The 21400-nt window shown below is 65.8% G+C and carries 20 protein-coding genes; 10 read left to right on the top strand and 10 right to left on the bottom strand.

What is annotated here, in order from left to right:
• Nucleotides 1-15: 15 nt before the first annotated feature.
• The 3 genes from EYZ64_RS26450 to EYZ64_RS26440 all read left to right on the top strand — a co-directional run bounded on the left by EYZ64_RS26450 (nt 16) and on the right by EYZ64_RS26440 (nt 3209).
• Nucleotides 16-2508 (top strand): cation-translocating P-type ATPase, encoded by a 2493-nt coding sequence (locus tag EYZ64_RS26450; protein ID WP_135458183.1) that lies wholly within the window; start codon nt 16-18, stop codon nt 2506-2508.
• Between the two features lie 68 nt (nt 2509-2576).
• On the top strand, nt 2577-2756 hold the full coding sequence (locus tag EYZ64_RS26445; protein ID WP_135458181.1) for an antitoxin: 180 nt from the start codon (nt 2577-2579) through the stop codon (nt 2754-2756).
• A gap of 3 nt (nt 2757-2759) precedes the next feature.
• Nucleotides 2760-3209, top strand: a complete 450-nt coding sequence (locus EYZ64_RS26440; protein ID WP_135458179.1) for a type II toxin-antitoxin system Rv0910 family toxin — start codon at nt 2760-2762, stop codon at nt 3207-3209.
• 71 nt (nt 3210-3280) lie between these two features.
• On the opposite strand, the gene frdD is transcribed toward EYZ64_RS26440, so the two are convergent.
• From frdD to EYZ64_RS26390, 10 genes are all read right to left on the bottom strand, one after another.
• Nucleotides 3281-3640 carry a fumarate reductase subunit FrdD gene (frdD, locus tag EYZ64_RS26435; RefSeq protein WP_135458177.1) on the bottom strand — a complete coding sequence of 120 codons (360 nt, stop codon included), beginning with the start codon at nt 3638-3640 and terminating at the stop codon, nt 3281-3283.
• Nucleotides 3637-4011, bottom strand: coding sequence for a succinate dehydrogenase/fumarate reductase transmembrane subunit (locus EYZ64_RS26430; RefSeq protein ID WP_135458175.1), 375 nt, complete (start codon nt 4009-4011; stop codon nt 3637-3639). Before EYZ64_RS26430 ends, frdD begins: the two co-directional genes overlap by 4 nt.
• Nucleotides 4008-4751 carry a succinate dehydrogenase/fumarate reductase iron-sulfur subunit gene (locus EYZ64_RS26425; protein ID WP_135458173.1) on the bottom strand — a complete coding sequence of 248 codons (744 nt, stop codon included), beginning with the start codon at nt 4749-4751 and terminating at the stop codon, nt 4008-4010. Before EYZ64_RS26425 ends, EYZ64_RS26430 begins: the two co-directional genes overlap by 4 nt.
• Nucleotide 4752: 1 nt before the next feature.
• Nucleotides 4753-6495 carry a fumarate reductase (quinol) flavoprotein subunit gene (gene frdA / locus EYZ64_RS26420; RefSeq protein WP_135458171.1) on the bottom strand — a complete coding sequence of 581 codons (1743 nt, stop codon included), beginning with the start codon at nt 6493-6495 and terminating at the stop codon, nt 4753-4755.
• Between the two features lie 9 nt (nt 6496-6504).
• Entirely contained in the window at nt 6505-6747 is a 243-nt protein-coding gene (locus EYZ64_RS26415; RefSeq protein WP_135458169.1) for a hypothetical protein, read from the bottom strand.
• A gap of 77 nt (nt 6748-6824) precedes the next feature.
• Entirely contained in the window at nt 6825-8306 is a 1482-nt protein-coding gene (locus tag EYZ64_RS26410) for an acyl-CoA synthetase (protein WP_135458167.1), read from the bottom strand.
• Nucleotides 8303-9088, bottom strand: coding sequence for an SDR family NAD(P)-dependent oxidoreductase (locus tag EYZ64_RS26405; RefSeq protein WP_135458165.1), 786 nt, complete (start codon nt 9086-9088; stop codon nt 8303-8305). Before EYZ64_RS26405 ends, EYZ64_RS26410 begins: the two co-directional genes overlap by 4 nt.
• A gap of 1 nt (nt 9089) precedes the next feature.
• Nucleotides 9090-10643 (bottom strand): AMP-binding protein, encoded by a 1554-nt coding sequence (locus tag EYZ64_RS26400; RefSeq protein WP_135460269.1) that lies wholly within the window; start codon nt 10641-10643, stop codon nt 9090-9092.
• An 18-nt stretch (nt 10644-10661) separates the two neighbouring features.
• Nucleotides 10662-11399, bottom strand: a complete 738-nt coding sequence (locus tag EYZ64_RS26395; RefSeq protein ID WP_135458163.1) for a GntR family transcriptional regulator — start codon at nt 11397-11399, stop codon at nt 10662-10664.
• A 5-nt stretch (nt 11400-11404) separates the two neighbouring features.
• Nucleotides 11405-13018 (bottom strand): SMP-30/gluconolactonase/LRE family protein, encoded by a 1614-nt coding sequence (locus tag EYZ64_RS26390; protein WP_135458161.1) that lies wholly within the window; start codon nt 13016-13018, stop codon nt 11405-11407.
• Nucleotides 13019-13180: 162 nt separating this feature from the next.
• Here EYZ64_RS26390 and EYZ64_RS26385 point away from each other — a divergent pair, with 162 nt between their 5' ends.
• The 7 genes from EYZ64_RS26385 to EYZ64_RS26355 all read left to right on the top strand — a co-directional run bounded on the left by EYZ64_RS26385 (nt 13181) and on the right by EYZ64_RS26355 (nt 21385).
• Nucleotides 13181-14038: an SDR family NAD(P)-dependent oxidoreductase gene (locus tag EYZ64_RS26385; RefSeq protein ID WP_135458159.1), complete on the top strand. Its 858-nt coding sequence runs from the start codon at nt 13181-13183 to the stop codon at nt 14036-14038.
• Between the two features lie 29 nt (nt 14039-14067).
• Nucleotides 14068-15399, top strand: a complete 1332-nt coding sequence (locus tag EYZ64_RS26380; protein WP_135460268.1) for an aromatic ring-hydroxylating oxygenase subunit alpha — start codon at nt 14068-14070, stop codon at nt 15397-15399.
• 65 nt (nt 15400-15464) lie between these two features.
• A complete protein-coding gene (locus tag EYZ64_RS26375; protein ID WP_135458157.1) occupies nt 15465-16637 on the top strand; it encodes an LLM class flavin-dependent oxidoreductase in 1173 nt (390 codons plus the stop codon).
• Nucleotides 16634-18481, top strand: a complete 1848-nt coding sequence (locus EYZ64_RS26370) for a flavin-containing monooxygenase (protein ID WP_135458155.1) — start codon at nt 16634-16636, stop codon at nt 18479-18481. The genes EYZ64_RS26375 and EYZ64_RS26370 overlap by 4 nt, the downstream gene beginning before the upstream one ends.
• On the top strand, nt 18478-19320 hold the full coding sequence (locus EYZ64_RS26365) for a TauD/TfdA dioxygenase family protein (protein ID WP_135458153.1): 843 nt from the start codon (nt 18478-18480) through the stop codon (nt 19318-19320). Before EYZ64_RS26370 ends, EYZ64_RS26365 begins: the two co-directional genes overlap by 4 nt.
• Nucleotides 19317-20237, top strand: coding sequence for an SDR family NAD(P)-dependent oxidoreductase (locus EYZ64_RS26360; protein ID WP_135458150.1), 921 nt, complete (start codon nt 19317-19319; stop codon nt 20235-20237). The genes EYZ64_RS26365 and EYZ64_RS26360 overlap by 4 nt, the downstream gene beginning before the upstream one ends.
• Nucleotides 20234-21385 (top strand): CaiB/BaiF CoA transferase family protein, encoded by a 1152-nt coding sequence (locus tag EYZ64_RS26355; protein ID WP_135458148.1) that lies wholly within the window; start codon nt 20234-20236, stop codon nt 21383-21385. The genes EYZ64_RS26360 and EYZ64_RS26355 overlap by 4 nt, the downstream gene beginning before the upstream one ends.
• Nucleotides 21386-21400 lie beyond the last annotated feature (15 nt).

Genomic DNA, 21400 nt, shown 5'->3' with positions numbered 1-21400 from the left:
AGAGAGGCAGCCCCGATGACCATGACCACAGCAGCCGGTCTCAGCGAAGCCGAGGTGGCCCAGCGGGTTGCCGAGGGTAAGTCCAACGATGTCCCGACGCGTGCCGCGCGGACCATCTCCGAGATCATCCGCGGCAACGTGTTCACCCGGATCAATGCGATTCTGGGTGTGCTGTTCCTGATTGTGATATCGACGGGGTCGGTGATCAACGGCGCCTTCGGCCTCCTGATCATCGCCAACAGCGCGATCGGCATCATTCAGGAGATCCGGGCCAAGCAGACCCTGGACAAGTTGGCCATCGTGGGCCAGGCCAAGCCCACCGTGCGCCGCGAATCCGGTAGTCGCGCAGTGCTGCCCAGCGAGGTGGTGCTCGACGACATCATCGAACTCGGGCCCGGCGATCAGATCGTGGTGGACGGTGAGGTTATCGAGGAATCCAACCTTGAGGTCGACGAGTCGTTGCTGACCGGTGAGGCCGACCCGATCGTCAAGGAACTGGGCGAGGCGGTGATGTCGGGCAGTTTCGTGGTCGCGGGCTCCGGCGCCTACCGGGCCACCAAGGTGGGACACGAGGCCTACGCCGCCAAGCTGGCCGAAGAGGCCTCCAAGTTCACCCTGGTGAAATCCGAACTGCGCAACGGCATCAACAAGATTCTCCAGGTCATCACGTACATGCTGGTGCCGGCGGGGCTGCTGATCATCTACAGCCAGCTGTTCACCACCGACCCCGAGATGCTGGATTCGCTCAAGCAGACCTACCACGACATCGTCGACAACGAGGGTGGTTGGCGAGAATCACTGGCAATCATCATGAGTCAGATCTTCACCACCGATGCGGTGTGGCATGAACCGGTGCTACGCATGGTGGGTGCGTTGGTGCCGATGGTGCCCGAAGGCCTGGTGCTGATGACCTCACTCGCGTTCGCGGTCGGGGTGGTGCGGCTGGGCCGGCGCCAGTGCCTGGTCAATGAGCTTCCCGCGATCGAGGGCCTGGCCCGCGTCGACGTGGTGTGTGCCGACAAGACCGGAACGCTGACCGAAAACGGTATGCGGGTAAGTGATCTCAAGCTCTGCCAGCAGGGCCGCGAAGATGCTGTTGCGCAGGTACTGGCGCAGCTGGCCTCCGATGACGCCCGGCCCAACGCCAGCATGGTGGCGATCGCCGAGGCCTACGGCACGCCGCCGGGCTGGACGGCCACCGCGACGGCCCCGTTCAAGTCGGCCACCAAGTGGAGCGGCGCGTCTTACGGCGAGCACGGCAACTGGGTGATCGGTGCCCCGGATGTGTTGTTGGACTCCAGCTCACCGGTGGCCGAGCAAGCCGAGGAGATCGGTGCCAAGGGGCTGCGGGTGCTGCTGGTCGGGTCCTCCGATCTGGCGGTCGACGCGCCGCGGGCCCCCGGAACCGTCACTCCCGTCGCGCTGGTGGTGCTGGAGCAGCGGATCCGGCCGGATGCCGGTGAAACGCTCGATTACTTTGCTTCCCAGCATGTCTCGGTCAAGGTGATCTCGGGTGACAACGCGGTGTCGGTGGGCGCGGTGGCGGGCAAACTGGGCCTGCACGGCGAGACGATGGACGCCAGGCAGTTGCCCCACGAGCCGGAGCAGCTGGCCGACGCGCTGGAGGAGTACACCACGTTCGGCCGGGTGCGCCCGGATCAGAAGCGGGCCATGGTGCATGCCTTGCAGTCGCGCGGGCACACGGTGGCCATGACCGGGGACGGCGTCAACGACGTGCTGGCCCTCAAGGACGCCGACATCGGTGTCGCGATGGGTTCGGGCAGTTCGGCCTCGCGCGCGGTGGCTCAGATCGTGTTGCTGGACAACAAGTTCGCCACGCTGCCCTACGTGGTCGGCGAGGGCCGGCGGGTGATCGGCAACATCGAGCGGGTCTCGAACCTGTTCCTCACCAAGACTGTGTACTCGGTCCTGCTGGCGATCCTGGTCGGGTTGGCCGGGTTGTCGTCCAAGTTGTTCGGCACCGATCCGCTGTTGTTCCCGTTCCAGCCGATCCACGTCACCATCGCGGCCTGGTTCACCATCGGCATCCCGGCATTCATCCTGTCGCTGGCCCCGAACAATGAACAGGCCCATTCGGGTTTCGTGCGCCGGGTGATGACGGCGGCGCTGCCCTCGGGCGTGGTGGTGGGTACTGCCACGTTCGTCTCCTACCTGGTGGCCTATGAGGGCCGGGCGGCCGGCCTGGTGGGGCAGACGCAGGCCTCGACGGCGGCACTCATCACCTTGTTGGTGTCTTCGTTGTGGGTGCTGTCGGTGGTGGCCCGCCCGTACGAGTGGTGGCGCGTGGCGCTGGTCGCGGTCTCCGGGCTGGCGTATGTGCTGATCTTCTGTTTGCCGCTGGCTCAACGCCTGTTCATGCTGGATCCGTCGAATCTCAAGGTCACCGCAATCGCGCTGGGCATCGGCCTGGTCGGGGCCGCGTTGATCGAGGCGCTGTGGTGGGTCCAGGGCATGGTCCTGGGGGAGAAGCGCCGGTTGTGGAGATAGCTGGCAGCGGGGAGAATGCGGAGCGTTCGGTAGACACCGAGAAGGTATCGAGAAGATAGGGTGGGATGATGGGATTCCTGGACAAGGCCAAGGACCTTCTGTCGCAGAATGCTGACAAGGTCGAGCAGGCCATCGACAAGGCCGGCGACATCGTCGACGAGAAGACGCAGGGCAAGTACTCCAGCGTGGTCGATAAGGCGCAAGAAGCGGCGAAGAACGCCCTCGACAAGGAAGAACCGCAGCAGTAGCTTATGGCCAAATTGTCTGTCTCCGTCGATGTTCCGTTGCCGCCGGAGAAGGCGTGGGAGTACGCCTCTGATCTGTCCCGATACGACGAGTGGCTCAGCATCCACCGGGCATGGCGGTCGAAGTTGCCCGAAACCCTGGAAAAGGGCACGGTCATCGACTCGATCGTCGAGGTCAAGGGCATGCTGAACCGCGTGAAGTGGACGCTGGTGAATTACAAACCGCCGCAGTCCTTGACCCTCAACGGCGAGGGCCGTGGCGGGGTAAAGGTCAAGCTGATCGGAAAGATCACGCCGGCCGCCGTTGATGGGGGAGAGGGCGCGAAAGTGTCCTTCGATGTCCACCTCGGCGGACCTGCGCTGTTCGGGCCGATCGGCATGGTGGTCGCGGCCGCGCTCAAGGGCGATATCCAGCAGTCGCTCAACAAGTTCAAGGCGCTCTACGCGTCGTCGTAATTTCTCTCGCCGAGCAGACGCAAAACTGCCCTTTCTCTAGGGAAAACAGGCAGTTTTGCGTCTGTTCGCCGTTAGAGGGTGAGCAACACCCAGATCGCTGCGATCGAGCCCAAAGCGGCCGCGCCGTAACTGCAGACCGCGATCGCCCGGTCGAAGCGACCGAGTTTCAGGCCGTGCTCGAGCATGAAGCGGAACCTGTGGGCCCAGTGGAAGAGTCCCAGCACAAAGATGCCGGCGAGCACGATCCTGGTCAGCGGATTGCGCACCACGGCCAGCAGATGTGTTGGATCTGGGGCGTCGAGAAGGCCGAGTGGGAACACCACGCCGAACAGCAACATCAGCACCGGTAGCGTCAGCGCGGTCACCATACCGCCGGCCGAGAACAACAGCCAGAAGTACGGTTCCGGCGTCCGACGGGCCGGCGTGCTCATGTCAGCACCACCCATGCGATCACCGCCGAGACGACGAGCCATGCGAGGTAATGGCCGGCGAGCACCGCGCCCGCGGGCACCCGCCGGCCCCGCAGGTGCACGATCATCGCGCGTGGCGCCAGGCTGAACCAGGTCACGGTGTGCAACAACAGCAATGCCAGCGTCACCAGGTTCAGTGCGATCACCAGCGGGTGGCTGCTGAAATCCTGAAACCAGTCATTGCGGCCCGTGCCGAGCGCCCACACCAGCAATCCCAGATACACCACCGACCAGGCCACGGCCTTGCAGCTGGCCTCGCGGAGCATGTACCGCAGGTACGACGGTCGTTTGACCCACCACAACACGGGCACCGGCTGTCGATACGTCGTCACTGCGCGGCCCTCGGGAGAAGCAGGCTCTTCACCGAATGTGTTGCGGCCGTGAGCTTGTAGCGCTGGATCGCGCCGGCCGGATCGACACCCTTCGGGCAGGCCACCGAGCATTCACCGACATAGGTGCACGCCCAGGCTCCGTCCGCGGCGGCCAGCACATCGCGCCGGTCCTCCTCGCCTTCGTCGCGGGAATCCAGGTTGTACCGCTGGGCCAACGCGATCGCCGCCGGCCCCAGGAAGTCCGGGTCCAGCGCGTAGACCGGACACGCCGAATAGCACAGCATGCAGTTGATGCACATGCTGAACTTCTTGAACTCCTCCATTTCGGCTGGGGTTTGGAGGTATTCGGCATCCTCGGCCGGGGTGTCGCCGTCGCGGATGATCCACGGCTTGACCCGGGGGAGTTTGGTCATGAAGTCGCTGATGTCGACGACGAGATCGCGGATCACCGGGAAGTTGCGCATCGGCTCCACCCGCACCGGCCCGGGCAGATAGTCGACGAGAAAGGTGGCGCAGGCCAGTTTCGGGTCACCGTTGATGGTCATGCCGCAGCTGCCGCAGATCCCCATCCGGCAGGACCACCGGAAGCTCAGCGTGCCGTCGAGCCGGTCCTTGATGTAGTTCAGTCCGTCCAGGACCGCCCACTCCCGTGTGAGCGGAACATCGTAGGACTGCAGCACCGGCTCGGTATCGGTTTCGGGTCGATATCGAGCCACCTCCATGACAATTCGGTCTGCCATCTCATCTCCCGTAGACGCGTTCGCCCGGTGGCCAGCGGGTGATTTTGACCGGCATATAGTCGATCCGCGCTGAGCCGTCGGGCTCTCGATGGGCCATGGTGTGGGCGAGGAACTGCTCGTCGTCGCGGCTGGGGAAGTCGGTCCGCTGGTGAGCGCCGCGGGATTCCGTGCGGTGTGAGGCCGATTCGATGATCGTCTGGGCGATGTCGAGCATTCCCGACAGCTCCAGAAATGCCAGCAGCTCCGTGTTGAACGTGTGGCTGTGATCGTCGATGCCGGCATTCGCGAAGCGCGCCTGCAGTTCGCGCACCTGCTCGGCCGCCTTGGTCAGGGTGGGGCCGTCGCGGTAGATACCGGCCGCGGTCTCCAGCACGCTCTGCATGTCGGTGCGAATGTCGGCGATGCGTTCACCGCCGCTTTCGGCGCGCCGGCTCAGGTCGTGTTCCAGGCGCTGCTCCTCGGTGCGGGCCTGGGTCTGCACCGAGGCGGAGGCGGCACCGGCCCGGGACACGTACTCGGCTGCGGCGCATCCGGCCCGGGCGCCGAACACCAGCAGCTCGGGCAGTGAGTTCGAACCCAGCCGGTTGGCCCCGTTGATGCTGACGCACGCGGTCTCACCGGCCGCATAGAGACCGGGAAGTGTTGTGGCGCCGCTGATATCGGTGTGGACCCCGCCCATCATGTAGTGCACGACGGGTCGCACCGGCACCAGTTCGGAGACCGGGTCGATGTGCTGATAGTCGCGGCACAGTTCCCGGACGAACGGAAGCTTGGCGTCGATGAGCTTGGCCCCCAGGTGTCGTAGGTCCAGGTAAACAACCGGACCGTAAGGGGTTTCGTCAGTACGCCCTTTCTCCAGCTCGTGGATGAACGCCTGCGACAGCCGGTCGCGCGGACCGAGCTCCATGCTGCGCAGCTTGGGTTCGGGTGTGGGCGTGCCCAGGTCGTAATCCTGCAGGTACCGGTAGCCGTCCTTGTTGAGCAGCCATCCCCCCTCGGCGCGGGCGGCCTCGGTGATCAGGATGCCGGTGAACGGCAACCCGGTGGGGTGATACTGCACGAATTCCATGTCCTTGAGCGGTGCTCCGGCCCGGAACGCCAACGCCATTCCGTCGCCGGTCTTGATGTTGGCGTTGGTGGTGAACGGGAACACCCGGCCGCATCCGCCGGTGCACATGATCACCGCGTCGGCCAGGATGGTCTCGATGCGTCCGGTGGCCAACTCGATCGCGACCAGACCGCGTACCGCGCCGTCGTCGACCAGCAATGTGGTGGCGAACCATTCGTCGTAACGTGCGATGCCCGGATAAGAAAGCACCCGCTGGAACAAGGTGTGCAGCAGGTGGAATCCGGTCTTGTCGGCGGCGAACCAGGTGCGCAGGTTCTTCATGCCGCCGAAGGCGCGGACGGCGATGTGCCCGTCCGGGGTGCGGCTCCACGGACAACCCCAATGCTCGAGCTGCATGAGCTCACGGGGTGCCTCGGCGACGAACGCCTCGACCGCATCCTGATCGCAGAGCCAGTCCCCGCCGGAAATCGTGTCGTAGGCATGCTCGTCGATGCTGTCGTCGGCTCCGGCCACGGCGGCCGCACCGCCTTCTGCCGACACCGTGTGGCTGCGCATCGGGTACACCTTCGACACGATCGCAACGGACAGACGCGGGTTCGCCTCGGCGATGGCGATCGCGGCGCGCAGACCGGCGCCGCCCCCTCCGATCACCACTATGTCGTGTGAGGCCGTCATCGGCGGTTCTCAAACTTCGAAAGCCTCATGTTCGCCGCAGCGCTCGTCTCTCAGGACTTTGCCGTCGTGCCTGATGGTGCGGATGCTGACGCAGCCGTCGTGGTAGGTGTGTCGAATATCGCGGCAGCCGCAGGCGAACGTGAAGTCGTCGAAGCTCAGGCCGTCGTCGTCATTCTCGATGTGGTGGTCGCCCTGTGTGGTTCGTCCACAGGGCGCCTTCTGGCTGGGGAAATGCGTCGTTGTGGCGGTCATCGTCCCGCCTCCTCGGGTCCGGCGTAAGTGATCCAGATCACCTCAGCGTATGCCTGTCGCAACCCACCCGTCCATGGCTACTTCAACTGGTCCCGGAGTTCCCGCTTGAGCACCTTGCCGTAGCTGTTCTTGGGCAGCGCGTCGATGAACTCGTAGCGCTTGGGCCGTTTGAACCGGGCGATGCGTTCCAGCAGGTGAGCGTCGAGCGCTGCCGCGTCGATCTCGCCGGTTCCGGCGGCGACCACGAACGCCACCACCACCTCACCCCAGTCCGCATCTGGTGCCCCCACCACGCCGGCCTCGACCACGCAGGGGTGTTCCAGCAGTGCTTCTTCCACCTCGCGGGGATAGATGTTGCTGCCCCCACTGATCACCACGTCCTTGGAGCGATCGCGCAGGGTGAGGTAGCCGCGCGCATCGAAGGAACCCATGTCGCCGGTGTGCAACCAGCCGTCCTTGAGCGTGGCGGCGGTGGCGACCGGGTTGTTCCAGTAACCCGACATGACGACGTCCCCGCGGCAGACGATCTCGCCGATCTCGTCGACCGCAGCTGGGGTGCCGTCTGCGGTGAGCACGGCGACCTCGACGCCGGAACGCGGATACCCCACCGAGCCCAGCGTCGCATCGTCGGCATCAATGTGGTCGCGACGGCGCAGCCCGGTGATCGTCATCGGCGCTTCGCCCTGCCCGTAGAGCTGCACGAAGATCGGGCCGTAGGCCGCCAGCGATTTCTTGAGGCTGTCGACGTACATCGGTCCGCCCCCGTACACCACGGTTTTCAGGTTCTCGGGCCGGGGCCGGCCGGTCTGGATCAGGCGCTGCACCATGGTCGGTGCCAGAAAGGCGCTACTGCCGGGGTGGTGGCCGCACAGATCCAGAAACTCGCCGGGTTCGAACGCCGCGGATTCGGGCACCACCTGACGGGCGCCGCGCAGCACGTAGGGCGGGATGTACAGGCCGGAGCCGTGCGACATCGGGGCGCCGTGGATCAGGCTGCAGTTCTCGTCCGGGTCATCGAAATCGGCCAGGTGCGCCACCGTCATCGCCATCAGGTTGCGGTGGGACAGCATGGCGCCCTTGGACTTTCCGGTGGTACCACTGGTGTAGAACAGCCAGGCAAGGGAGCTCGGGGCAGTGGTCGGCGGGTCTGCCGGCTCAGCGCCGAACCGGCCCGAGTAGCTGTCGGTGCCGATGGTCTCGACGGGTACGTCGGTTACCGTGGCCAGGCCGTCGGCGAGCTTGGCCGACGCGAACACCTGCGCCGCACCGGAATCGGCCAGGATGTCGGCCATCTCGCGGGGATGCAGCTTGTAGTTGATCGGCACGAACACGCACTCGGCCGCCCAGATGGCGAACATCAGCTCGACGATCTCGGGCCGGTTCTCGCTGGCGACGGCGACGCGGGTGCCGAGATCGCCGAGCGACTTCAGCGAGGTGGCCAGCCGCAGCACGCGGTCGCGCAACTGTGCCCAGGTGAGCAGTTGACGTTCGCCCAGGAAGACCGCGCCTCGGTCACCGAACCGGGCGGCGGCCTGATCGAGCACCGCGAAAACGTTCATGACTGAGACCCATCCTCAATCCATTTGGCGCGCAGCGCGAAATCGGAGAGATACTTCGTCGAGCTCCAGCCGCCGTCGACGACGATGGTCTGCCCGTTGATGAAGCTTCCGCCGTCGGAGCACAGGAACGCCACGGTGGCGGCGATGTCCTCGACCCGGCCCAGGCGGGTGTGCGGGGTCATCTCGGTCTGCATCTTGCGGAAGCCCGGATCGTCGAGACGTCGCTCGACCATCGGGGTGACGGTGACGCCGGGGGCCACCGCGTTGCACCGGATGCCCTGCGCGCCGTATTGGCACGCGATGTGGGTGGTCAGTGCGGTCAATCCGCCCTTGGCGGCCGAGTACGCTCCGCCGCGCAGCCCACCGACGACGGCGAAGGTAGAGGTCACGTTGATGATGGCCGAGCCAGGTCCCATGTGGGGCAGCACATCTCGCGCCAACCGAAAGGGCGCCCGCAACATGATCCCCAGGAAGCGGTCCAAGGTTTCGTCATCGGTCTCGTGCAGGGGTTTGGGGCTGCCGATGCCGGCGTTGTTGATCAGGAAGTCGATGCGGCCCCAGCGGGACAACGCCGCCTCGACGATGCGCTGTGGTGCGTCATCCTCGGTGAGGTCGACGGCCAGGGTCGCGATCCGGTCCGGGTCACCCACCGCTCGTTCGAGTTCGGCGAGCCGGTCCTGGTCTCGGCCGGTTCCGAGCACGGCCATGCCCGCGTCGGCAAGCGTGGTGGCACAGCCGAATCCGATGCCGCTGCTGGCTCCGGTGACGATCGCGACCTGCATTCTATTCGCCCTTCAACCGTGCTCGGATCTGATGCTTCAGTACTTTGCCCGCGTCGTTCTTCGGCAGAGCATCCCAGATCTCCACCTGCTCGGGTGTTTTGAACCGGGCCAGACCATGCTCGGCCAGGACCCGGCCCAGGTCGGTCACGTCGGGGCGCGGACCGTCGGCGGTCACCAGTACCGCGCAGGCACGTTCCCCGGTGCGGTCGTCGGGCAGGCCGACCACGGCTACCTCGATGATGCCGAGGTGACCGATCAGAAGGTCCTCGACTTCCTTGGGGGAGATGTTCTCGCCGTTGCGGATGATGAGGTCCTTGGTCCGACCGGTCACTTGAAGGTAGTCGCCGTCGACCCATCGCCCGAGGTCCCCGGTGCGGAAGAAGCCGTCCTCGTCAAAGGATTCGATCTCGTCCTCTGGGTGCAGGTACCCGAGCAGCATCTGCGGGCCTCGGGCCCGGATCTCGCCGGAGACCAGCCGGATCTCGGCGATGCCGGGACGGCCGTCGGTCTCCGCGGCGTGCTCGGTGCCCACGGGGATCAATGAGCCGACAGTGGTGACCGGAACCTCGGTGGAGCCGTACACCCGGCTGACCGCAGACCGCTCGAAGTAGTCCGAGGCCCGCCGGATGAGCGAGGGCGGCACCGATGCGCCACCGCAGATGAACACCTTGAGATCGGGCAGCCGGGTGCCGGATCGTTCGGCGGCCCCCAGGAGCTGCTCCAGAAACGGTGTGGCCCCGGCCATGTGGGTGCACTTGCGTTCGGTCAGCAGGACCACGCCGTCCTCGGCGTTCCAGCGCTGCATCAGCACGGCGGTGCTGCCCAGTAACAAGGGGCATTCGAAGGCGTAGATGGAGCCACCGATGTGGGCGATGGGGGACGGCACCAGGAAGGTATCCCCGGGATCGATCATCCAGTGCTCGCGCAGCTGCAGGATCAGTGCGTTGATCGAGTTGTGGCTGTGCAGAACGCCTTTGGGGCGTCCGGTGGTGCCTGAGGTGTACATGATCATCCGGACGTCGTCCGGGTCGAGCCTGGGCAGGTCCCGGTCGGGCGCGGCGGGCAGGGTGTCGAATGCGCGGTGCGGGCCCGGATCCCCGCGCAGCACCACCACTTCCGGAGGTGTGTCCATCTGACTGCACACCCGGGTGAGCATCGCGGCGTAGTCGTGGTTACCGAACTGGGCGGGGATGAAGATTGCGCGACTGTGCGCATCGTCGAGGATGAAGCACAGTTCCCGGTCGCGCAGTGAGGGCAGGATCGGGTTGACCGTCATGCCGGCGAGTGTGGCGCCCAGGTAGATGGTCGCGGCCTCGTGCCAGTTGGGCAGCATGAAGGACACCACGCTGCCCACCGGCATCCAATCGGTGAGCTGCAGTGCCAGTGCCCGTGCCCGGTCGTGCAATTCGCGGGCCGTCAGGGTGACGTCACCGTCGACCACCAGTACCCGGTCGGGGGTGTCACGCGCCGCGTCGGCGAGGGCGTCGGCCAAGGTGGTGGACACCCACAACCCTCGGGCGTAGGCGTCCGCCGCACGCGCCTCGTCCCGTCGCACCAGATTTCGCACGGTGCCTCAGCCCTTGACCCGGCGCATCGTCATGGAGTGGCGGAACCGGTCCGACGGGTGGGTGTTGACGGTGACCTGGGCGATCTCCCCGTCGGAGGTGGTGTAGGTGCGTTGCATCTGCAGGGCCGCGGTGCCTGCGGCGACCTTGAGGCCCGCGGCGAGCTCCGGCGACGTGACGATCGCTGAGATCTCCTGGTGCACTTGGACGATGCTGACCCCGAACAGATCCTCGATCAGCGGGAAGATCGGACCGGAATGTCGCTGCAACAGCCGCCCGACGGCGGCGAAGCTGCGGTTGATGAAGTACTCGGTGCGGCACACCGGTGCCGGATCGCCATCGGCTTGCCGGTAGCCACGGACCGCCAGCCATTGCTCGCCGAGCGGGAGTCCGGTGCGTTCGGCCAACTCGCCGTCGATCGTGACCATGGCGTTGGACTCGATGGTGAACTGGGCGCCGGTGGCGAAGGCCAGCAGGTCGTTGATCGAGACCACGTCCTGGGCATAGGTATTGGTCGCGGCCCGCTGGGCCACCGTGGTGCCGGCCCGCGGCCGCGACGTGACGAGGTTGTCGTCGCGCAGACGCCGCAGCGCCTCGCGCACCGTGTAGCGGCTGACTTCGAAGCGCTCGCACAGTTCGTGTTCGGTGGGCAATTGTGAGCCGACGGGGTACACCCCGTCGACGATCTCCTTGCGTAGGGTGCGTGCGACCTGGAGATAACGGTGGTCGGCGGGAGTGACGGTCATGGGTGTCAGCCCCTGCGCAGCGCCAGCACGCTGCCGTCGCCGTCGGCCGAGATGTACAGGGTTCCATCGCCTCCGGCGGTGATCCCGGCGAACGGGCCCTGCGGGCCGGAGAAGGGGGGCATGCCCTTGAGCGGCTTGGGGGTCACTCCGGGCGGCGGGCCGACCGGCAGCCCGGTGGCGATCGTGGTGCGGCCCGCATCGTTCAGGTCGTAGCCGATCAGTTCTTTGCTGCCCGAATCGACGATGTAGAGCACGCCGTCGCGCACGAGAATGCCGTGCGGCGTGTGCAATCCGTCGACGAGCGGGGCGGCACTCCCACCGCTCACCCGGAGAACGGCACCGGCCACCGACACCAGCGGTGCACCGTCGGGTCCGATCACCACCCCGACCGGGGTGTCCAGGCCGGAAGCCAGCACGCTCACCGAGCCGTCGCGCACCGAAAGCAGCCGTCCCGCACCCTGTTCGACGACGACCACCGAGCCATCGGGCGCCTGTGCCACGCCGTAGGGCTGGTCGATACCGCTGGCGAGTACCTGGCTCACCTCATCTTCGGCGCCGCCCGGGCGGAACCGAGCCACCGTATCCGCAGCGGTGGTGACGATGAATTCTCCTGGCCCCGAGGCGATCACCCCGCGGAGGAAGCCCGGATAGCCGGGGGAAAACAGCATTGCGGCGGTCTGCAGGCCACCGTCGGGGCCCACCCGGTAGAAGTAGGTGCCGTCGGCGACGTAGAGATCGCCGTCGGAGCCGACGGTCAGATCCAGCGGCCAGTTGAGCCCGCCCGGCAGCAGGGCCTCGGTGCCGCCGCCCGACAGGATCTCGGTGATCTCGCCGGTGAAGTTCGAGACGAACAGCCGGCCGTCGACAAAGGTGCAGTTGTCCAGGCCGGGGTTCAGCTGGGCCAGCAGCGTCTGCTCGCCGTTGCGCGGGTCGATACGCAGCACCTGGCCGCTGGCCACCTGGGTGGAGACGATCAAGCCGTCGGCGTCGAACTTGACCGAGTCCGGTACTCCGAGCCCGCCGGCCACCACCTGGGGGGAGCCCCCGTCAGGATCGATACGCCAGATCTCGTTCGCGCCCATCACCGGGAAATACAGCAGCCCGTCCGGGCCCACCTCCATGGCATTGGGCGAGGGCACGTTCTCCAGCAGGACGCGCGGGGCGCCGCCGGACAGGTCGAACTCCATCAGCCGGCCGCCTTCGCGGCATTCTCCGACGAACAGCCGACCCTGATGGACGGTGATGCCGTTGGCCGAGGGGATGTCGTCGCGCAGCACGCGGGTGGTGCCGTCGGCTGCGCGCACGCTGACCCGGCCGTCCATCACCTCGGTGGCGTAGAGGTTGCCGCTCGAGTCGAACGCCACGTCGTCAGGGGCGATGATGTCGCCGCCCTTGGCACTGACGGTTTCCAGCCGGCCGGTTCCCAGGTCGAGCGCGCTGATCTGGCTGCCGGTGACCTGGGCGACGTAGATACGGCCGTCCGGGCCGGTGCGCAGGCCGTTCGCGCCGAAAAGTCGGCTGGGGCCCGTGACCTGCTCCAGCGTCCAATTCTCGGCCACGGACGGGTTTGCGGTGTACCTCGCGTTGGCGATGCCGGGATTTGCCGATAGGGCGCTCATGACCTCGGACGTTAGCAACTTGCCGTAGTCCAGACAATAGCCATCGAAACCTCAGATCCACCCTTGACGGTTGAATAACTGCTGCGGAATAGTGTTCTCCAATATGAAGATCGTCATTTGTTGTCCGGACAATTAAGACAATCGAGTCGGCAAGGGTTGCGAATGGACAGTTCCCTGAGCTTGGACGGCCGGGTTGTGGTGGTGTCGGGCGCCGGTGGTGGCGGCATCGGCACCACCGTCACGCGGATGGCGGCCGAGGCCGGGGCCACGGTGGTGGCGGTGAGCCGATCGCGGGACAACCTCGACACGCACGTCGCACCGCTGGCCGACAAAGGACTGAACGTGGTGACGGTGGCCGCCGACGCATCCACCGATGAGGGCATCGCGACGGTGCTGAATGCGGTGCGTCGCGTTCAATCTGACGGGCGGGGGACGCTGTACGGGCTGGTGAATGTCGCCGGCGGCGCGGCGCCGTCCACCTGGATGCCCGCCACCCGGGTGTCACGGGCCGACTGGCGCGAATTGTTCACCGCGAATCTGGAAACCATGTTCTTCATGAGTCAGGCGGTGGCCGAAGAGATTCGCGGCCAGGGGACCCCGGGCTCGATCGTGTCGGTGTCCTCGATCAGCGGAATGAACACCGCGCCCTATCACGTCGCCTACGGCACGGCGAAGGCCGCGATCGTGGCGGCCACCCGCACGATGGCCGCAGAGCTTGCCGCCGAAGGTATCCGGGTCAATGCCGTTGCTCCCGGGGTGACCGAAACCGCCGCCTCGGCAACTTATGTCGATGCCGACCCTGACCGTGACCAGCGGGCGATCGCGATGGGCCGGCGCGGTACTCCCGAGGAGCAGGCCGGGGCCATCCTGTTCCTGCTCTCGGATCTGTCGAGTTACATCACCGGCCAGACCATCCTGGTCGACGGCGGGCTCAACCTGCGTTGGACCCATCTCGGCGCCGACAACACCTCGCTGTTCCTCAAGGACGACGACTTCCGCGCGGCCATAAGGAGGCATTAGTGACCGAACCAGAAGAACTGTCCGACCCGATGACCATCGCGGTCGATGCCTACATCTCACCGGAATACGCACGCAATGAACGGGATCGGCTGTGGCGCAAGGTGTGGCAGCAGGTCGGCCGGATCGAGGATCTGCCGGAGGTGGGCAGCTACCTCACCTACGACATCCTCGACGATTCGATCTTGGTGGTACGCACCGCGCCCGGCTCGTCGGCGGGATCCTTCGCCGCCCATCACAACGTGTGCATGCACCGCGGGCGGCGGCTCGTCGACACCCCGGCCGGCGCCAAGAATGCCTGCGCGCGCACCCGTAAGTCGTTCATGTGCGGGTTCCACGGCTGGACCTATGACCTGAAGGGGGCCTGCACCCACATCCGGGAGCAGGACGATTGGCAGGGCGCACTGACACCGGAGAACACCCACCTGTCCGGAGTCCGGGTCGACACCTGGGGTGGCTGGCTGTTCATCAACATGGACCCCGACTGTGAACCGTTGGCGGACTTCCTGTTTCCGGCCGCCAAGATCCTCGACCCGTTCGGTCTGGAGAACATGCGCTACAAGTGGCGCAAATGGCTGAACTTCGACTGCAATTGGAAAGTCGCGATGGAGGCCTTCAACGAGACCTACCACGTGTTCACCACCCATCCCGAGTTCAACCAATTCGGCGAGTTCAAGGGCTGGGCCAAGGCGCAGGGCCGGCACTCCAACATCGGCTACGACGCGCCGAAGGACATGGAGGAGACCAAATCCAAGATCCGGCTCGGCACCGGTGATCCGCGCATCTCCACGGCCGAGATGCAGGTCTACACCATGGAAGAGACCAACGCGACGACCACGCAGACACTGGTCAACGCGGCCAAGCGGCTGGTCGACGAGCTGCCCGAGGGCACGCCCGCCGACAAGGTGCTCGAGCACTGGCTGTCCTCGGCCCGCCGCGACGACGAGGCCCGCGGCGTGGTCTGGCCGACGATCCCGCCCGACATCCTCGGACAGAGCGGCACCGCGTGGCAGATCTTCCCGAACTTCCAGATCGGCCAGGGCCTGACCAGCGCACTGTGCTACAGCGCCCGGCCCGATCCGAGCTACGACCCGGACAAGTGCATCTTCGAGGTGAGCGTGTTCGAGCTCTATCCCAAAGGCGAAGAGCCGCAGACCGAATGGGAATACACCCCGTCCGGCAGCCCGAACTGGCGCTCGGTGCTGCCGCAGGACTTCTCCAACATGGCCGCAGTACAGCAGGGCATGAAGTCCGCAGGATTCCCCGGGACCAAGCCGAACCCGTACCGCGAACGCAGCACCGTCAACCTGCACCACCAACTTTCCAAGTACATGGGCACCGGAGAGCCCACCGACATCCAGTGATTTGTGGAGTCTCAGCCGTCGCGGACACGGCTAGAACTCCACAAATCGCCCACTAAGGAGACAACATGAAGGTCAATCTGGGCACGGGGGCGCAGAACTCCCACGACTGGGAGCGTGTGCTCGCCGGTGACTTCAACACCCCGCCGGCCACCCCGGACTACAAGTGTGTGCAGGCCGCGCTGGCCCTCGGCGATCTCGCCGAGCCGCTCGGCTTCGACGGGATCTGGTTCCCCGAGCACCACGGCACGCCATATGGCATGACACCCAACCCGATTCAGGCCCTCACCTATTTCGCCGGACGCACCGAGCGGGTCAGCCTGGGCACGTTCGTGGCGGTGGTGCCGTGGTGGAACCCGATCCGGTTGGCCACCCAGATCGCCTACCTCGACATCGTCTCCAACGGTCGCTACACCACGATCGGATTGGGCCGCGGGGTGTCCAAGGGCGAGTTCGCCGCGGTGGGCGTTCCGCGTGAGGAGAGCCGCGACCGCTTCAACGAGACGCTCGACATCCTCAAGCTGGCCTTCTCCGGTGAGCGGTTCTCCTACGAGGGCAAGATCTTCTCGTTCCCCGAGATGTCGCTGCGCCCGGAACCGATCAGCATCGACCTGTTCGACCGCATCTACAGCTCGTCCTCGACGGCTGAGTCGCTGGAGATCCTGTCCCGGCGCGGCATGGTCCCGCTGTTCGTCGGCAACAAGCCGATCACCGATGCCGGTGAAGAGGTGCGCAAGGTCAACACCTTCCGCGCCGAGGAGGGCTTGGGCCCCTGTCAGCCCAAGAACGTGATGTTCATGTACTGCGTGGGCTCCGAGGACGAAGTTCCCCAGACCGAGGAATGGATCTGGACCGCCAACCGGGACGTCAACGTGCACTACGGTTTTGCCGACGCATCCAACTTCCAGGGTGTCAAGGGGTACGAGGCCTACGCCGCGCGGGAGGCCAGTGCGACGGCCGTGCTGGCATCCGAGGTCGGCAACCAGAAGAAGGGCGGCCCGCCCGGATACCACGCGTCCAACCTGCTGATCGGCACCCCCGAGACGGTGTTCACCAAGCTCAAGGCCGCGCAGGAGGCCTGCTCGTTCTCCGAGGTCACCATCGTTCCTCAGTTCGGCACCATGCCCTACGAGAAGGCCATGGAATCGGTCAAGCTGTTCGCCGCCGAGGTGCTGCCTGCGGTGCACGACATGCCCGCCCCGCTGCACGCCGCCGCACTTCCGGAGAAGGCCAACGTATGAGCCAGCCGAACACCTGCGGCCCCACCGACACTCCCGCCGATTTCGACATCGACGCAATCCGGGAGCGTTACGCCGCCGAGCGGGCCAAGCGGCTGCGGCCCGAGGGTGCCGACCAGTACCTGGAACTGGAAGGTGATTTCGCGGAGTTCTACGAGGTCGACCCGTACACGACGGTGACCGAGCGAGACCCGATCGTCGAAGACGCGGACGTCGTCATCCTCGGCGGTGGCTTCGCCGGCCTGCTGGCCGGAGCGTATTTGAAGAAAGCCGGTGTCGAGGGGATCCGCGTCATCGAGATGGCCGGTGACTTCGGTGGGGTGTGGTACTGGAATCGTTTCCCGGGAATCCAATGCGACAACGACGCCTACTGCTACATCCCGTTGCTCGAAGAGCTCGACTTCATGCCGTCGAAGAAGTTCGCCGACGGCGCCGAGATCTTCCAGCACTGCCGCAACATCGGTAAACACTTCGGTCTCTACGACGGTGCGCTGTTCTCCACCCAGGTGCGCGAACTGTGTTGGGAGGATGACACTCAGCGCTGGCGGATCAGCACCGACCGGGGCGACGACATCCGGGCCCGCTTCGTCGTCATGGCCCAAGGTTCATACAACCGTCCGAAGCTGCCGGGCATCCCGGGCATCAAGGACTTTGGTGGCCACGTGTTCCACTCGGCGCGCTGGGATTACGACTTCACCGGCGGGGACGCCGACGGCGGCCTGCACAAGTTGGCGGACAAACGGGTCGCCCTCGTGGGCACCGGCGCGACGGGTATCCAGCTCGTGCCGCATCTGGGCCGTGACGCCAAGCAGCTCTTCGTCTTCCAGCGCACCCCGTCGTCGGTCGACCAGCGTTCCAATCCAGCCACCGATCCGGCCTGGGCCGCGACCTTGCAGCCGGGATGGCAGGAAGAGCGCAAGCGAAACTTCCACAACTGGTCGCCGTTCGTCGGGGTGGTGTTCGGCGAGCCGGATTTGGTCTGTGACTTCTGGACCGAGCTCGGGCGCAATCTGACGGCGCGGATCGCGGCCAGCGGTGACCCGGCATCGGTGACCATCGAGCAGATCATGGCGTTCCGTGAAGAAGAAGACTTCAAGATCATGGAGCGGCTGCGGCGTCTGGTGGCCGACATCGTCGAGGACCCCGCGACCGCCGAGGCGCTGAAGCCGTACTACCGATTCATGTGCAAGCGGCCGACTTCAAGCGAGCAGTATCTGGCTACCTTCAACCGTCCCAACGTGAAACTCGTCGACGTGTCGGCATCCAAGGGTGTGGAAAGACTGACCGAGAAGGGGATCGTTGCCGACGGTGTCGAGTACGAGGTCGACTGCGTGATCTTTGCGAGCGGATTCGAGATCTCCACCGAGATCAGCCGCCGGTTCGCGATCGAGCGCATCGTGGGCCGCGACGGATTGTCGTTGTTCGACTACTGGCAGAACGACTACAAGACCCTGCACGGGATGACCAGCCGCGGATTCCCCAATCAGTTCTTCATGGGCTTCATCCAGGGCGGCGTCTCGGCCAATACCACTGCGATGTTCGAACAGCAGGCCAAGCACATCGCCTACGTCATCGCCGAGGCGCAGAACCGGGGTGCCACCACGGTCGAACCCACACAGGATGGCCAGGACTCCTGGGTCTCGACGGTGCGCGAACTCTCGATCGACAACTCGGCGTTCGAACTGTCGTGCACGCCCGGGTATTACAACAACGAGGGACGCGGTGGCGCAGAGCGCAACGGCGCGTTCCTCGGAGATTTCTACTCGCCAGGGTTCTATGCCTTCGACGATCTGATCGCGCAGTGGCGGGCGAATGGCGACCTGGATGGATTAGAGCTCACCACATGACGACGACAACTGCCCTGCAGACCCGGGATATCAAGCCGCGCATCGGAACCGAGATCCGGGCCGACAAGGCCACGCTGCTCTCGGGTGAACACTCCGGGCGGATCCGTGAACTGCTTGAGCAGCGCGGGGTTCTGGTGTTCCCGCAGATCGGGTTCACCGACGACGAGCAGATCGCGTTCACCGAGACTCTCGGCACGTTCGCCCCGGAGCACCACGGCGAGAAGCTCTACAAGGTCTCCCTCGACACCGAGGTGAACAAGCAGGCCGACTATCTCAAGGGTTCGCTGTACTGGCACATCGACGGAACGATGAACGAGGTGCCGATTCTGGCGTCGCTGCTGCAGAGCGTGGCACTGGGCAACCCGGAGGAAGGCGACACCGAGTTCTGCAACACCTACGCCGCCTACGACGACCTGTCCGACGAGGACAAGGCCGACATCGAGGGTCTGCGGGCGATGCACTCGGCGTGGAACACGCTGTTCTACTACGACCCGGAGCCCAGCGCGAAGACTCTGCGCCGCATGATGGCGATCGGTGACCGTGAACTGCCGTTGGTGTGGACCCACCAGTCGGGCCGCAAATCACTGGTTCTCGGCGCCACCGCGCGCCACATCGTCGACGCCGACGGCCCGATCGACTTCCGCAAGAGCGCCGAACTGCTGGTACGGCTGCGGGATTGGGCCACCCAGCCGGACTTCACCTACCGGCACAAGTGGACTGTCGGCGACCTGGTGATCTGGGACAACACCGGGACCATGCACCGGGCCACGCCGTATGACCCGACGTCGGGGCGGCTGTTGCAGCGCACCAAGCTCGAGGGCGAGGAGCCCTTCGCTTGAGCACCCTCAGATTCGACGAGCGCGTCGCAGTCATCACCGGCGCCGGCCGGGGACTGGGCCGCGAGTACGCCCTGCTGCTCGCGTCGAGGGGCGCGAAGGTTGTCGTCAACGATCCCGGTGGCGCTCTCACCGGGGACGGCATCGACTCGGCGCCCGCGCAGGATGTCGTCGACGAAATCGTCTCAGCCGGTGGGCAAGCCGTCGCGGTCACCGATTCGGTGGCGACACCCGAAGGCGGCCAGGCCATCATCGACACCGCGATCGAGCGCTTCGGTCGCGTCGACATCGTGATTCACAACGCGGGCACCGTCCGGCGCGCATCGCTCAAGGAGATGAGCTACGACGATTTTGAAGCCGTGCTCGACGTGCATCTGCGCGGCGCGTTTCACGTTGTGCGCCCGGCATTTCCACTCATGAGTGAAGCCGGATACGGCCGGGTGGTGCTGACCTCGTCGATCGGCGGGTTGTACGGGAACCATGAGGTGGCCAACTACGCGGCGGCTAAGGCCGGGATCCTCGGGCTGTGCAATGTGGTGGCGCTGGAGGGCGCCGCCGACGGCGTGTTGTGCAATGCGATCGTGCCGGGCGCGGTGACCCGGATGGCCGAAGGACTGGACACTTCGGCGTATCCGCCGATGGGCGCGGACCTGGTGGCACCGGCCGTGGGCTGGCTGTCACACGAATCCTGTTCGGTGACCGGCGAATTCTTCGTGGCGATCGCCGGGCGGCTCGCCCGCGCCGTCGTCGCCGAATCGCCGGGGGTCTATCAGCCGTCGTGGACTGTGGAGGAGGTCGGTGAGCAGATGGACCGCATCCGCGATGCAAGCGAACCGGTGATCTTCCCGGTGGTTCCCGACGGTCACGCCGATCACATCCGGTACAGCTTCGGACGAGCAGCGGAAGAGGTCGACTCATGACATCCGGTCCACTGCAGGGTGTTCGGGTCATCGACCTCACCGCCATGGTGATGGGGCCGTACTGCACGCAGATCATGGCCGACATGGGCGCCGACGTCATCAAGGTCGAGACACCGGCGGGCGACAACACCCGCTACATCTCGGTCGGACCCGCCCCGGGCATGAGCGGGGTGTTCGTCAACGTCAACCGCGGCAAGCGCAGCGTGGTGCTGGATCTGCGATCGGAGCAGGGCAAGGCCGACCTGCGCGCCCTGATCGCCGACGCCGATGTGTTCATCCACTCGATGCGTGCCAAGGCCGTCACCAAGCTCGGCTTCGGCTATGACGACGTGGCCGCGATCAACCCGGGCATCGTCTACACGAACTGCTACGGCTATGGCCGGCGCGGACCGGACGCCGACCGGCCCGCCTACGACGACACCATCCAGGCCGAATGCGGATTGCCCGCGGTGCAACAGCAATTGACCGGTGAGGCGTCCTACGTCGGCACGATCATGGCCGACAAGGTGGCCGGGCTGACCGCGCTCTACGCGACCACGATGGCGCTGTTCCACCGGGAGCGCACCGGCGAGGGCCAGGAGGTCGAGGTCAGCATGTTCGAGACCATGGCCTCCTTCATGCTGGTCGAACATGCCAACGGCGCCATGTTCGACCCCCCGCTGGGCCCGGCGGTGTACCCGCGGGCGGTCACCCCCAACCGCAAGCCGTACGAGACCAAGGACGGTCACATCGCGGCGCTGATCTACAACGACAAGCACTGGAACGCCTTCATCGACCGGGTGCAACCCGCTTGGAACACCGAACAGTTCGCGTCCCTCGAGCAGCGGGCCAGGCAGATCGACACGGTATACGGGCTCGTGGCCCAGACCCTCAAGGAACGCACCACCGCGGAGTGGCTGGATCTGTTCGCGGAGTTGGAGATTCCCGCGGCCCCCATGCTCACCCCGGACTCGCTGTTCGAGAACGAGCACCTCAACGCCGTCGGACTGTTCGAGACCATCGATACCCCGCACGGCCCGGTCCGGATGCCTGGTGTGCCCACCTGGTTCTCCCGGACCCCGGGCCACGTCGCCGGGTACGCACCGGAACTGGGCGCCGATACCGCCTCGGTGCTTGCCGAGCTCGGCCCACGCGACATCGCCGGATAACGGGCGGACACAGCA

Source organism: Mycobacterium sp. DL99 (assembly GCF_004762045.1).
GTDB lineage: Bacteria > Actinomycetota > Actinomycetes > Mycobacteriales > Mycobacteriaceae > Mycobacterium.
The sequence above is the reverse complement of the archived record's forward strand: the minus strand, read 5'-3'. Positions and strand labels throughout refer to the sequence as shown.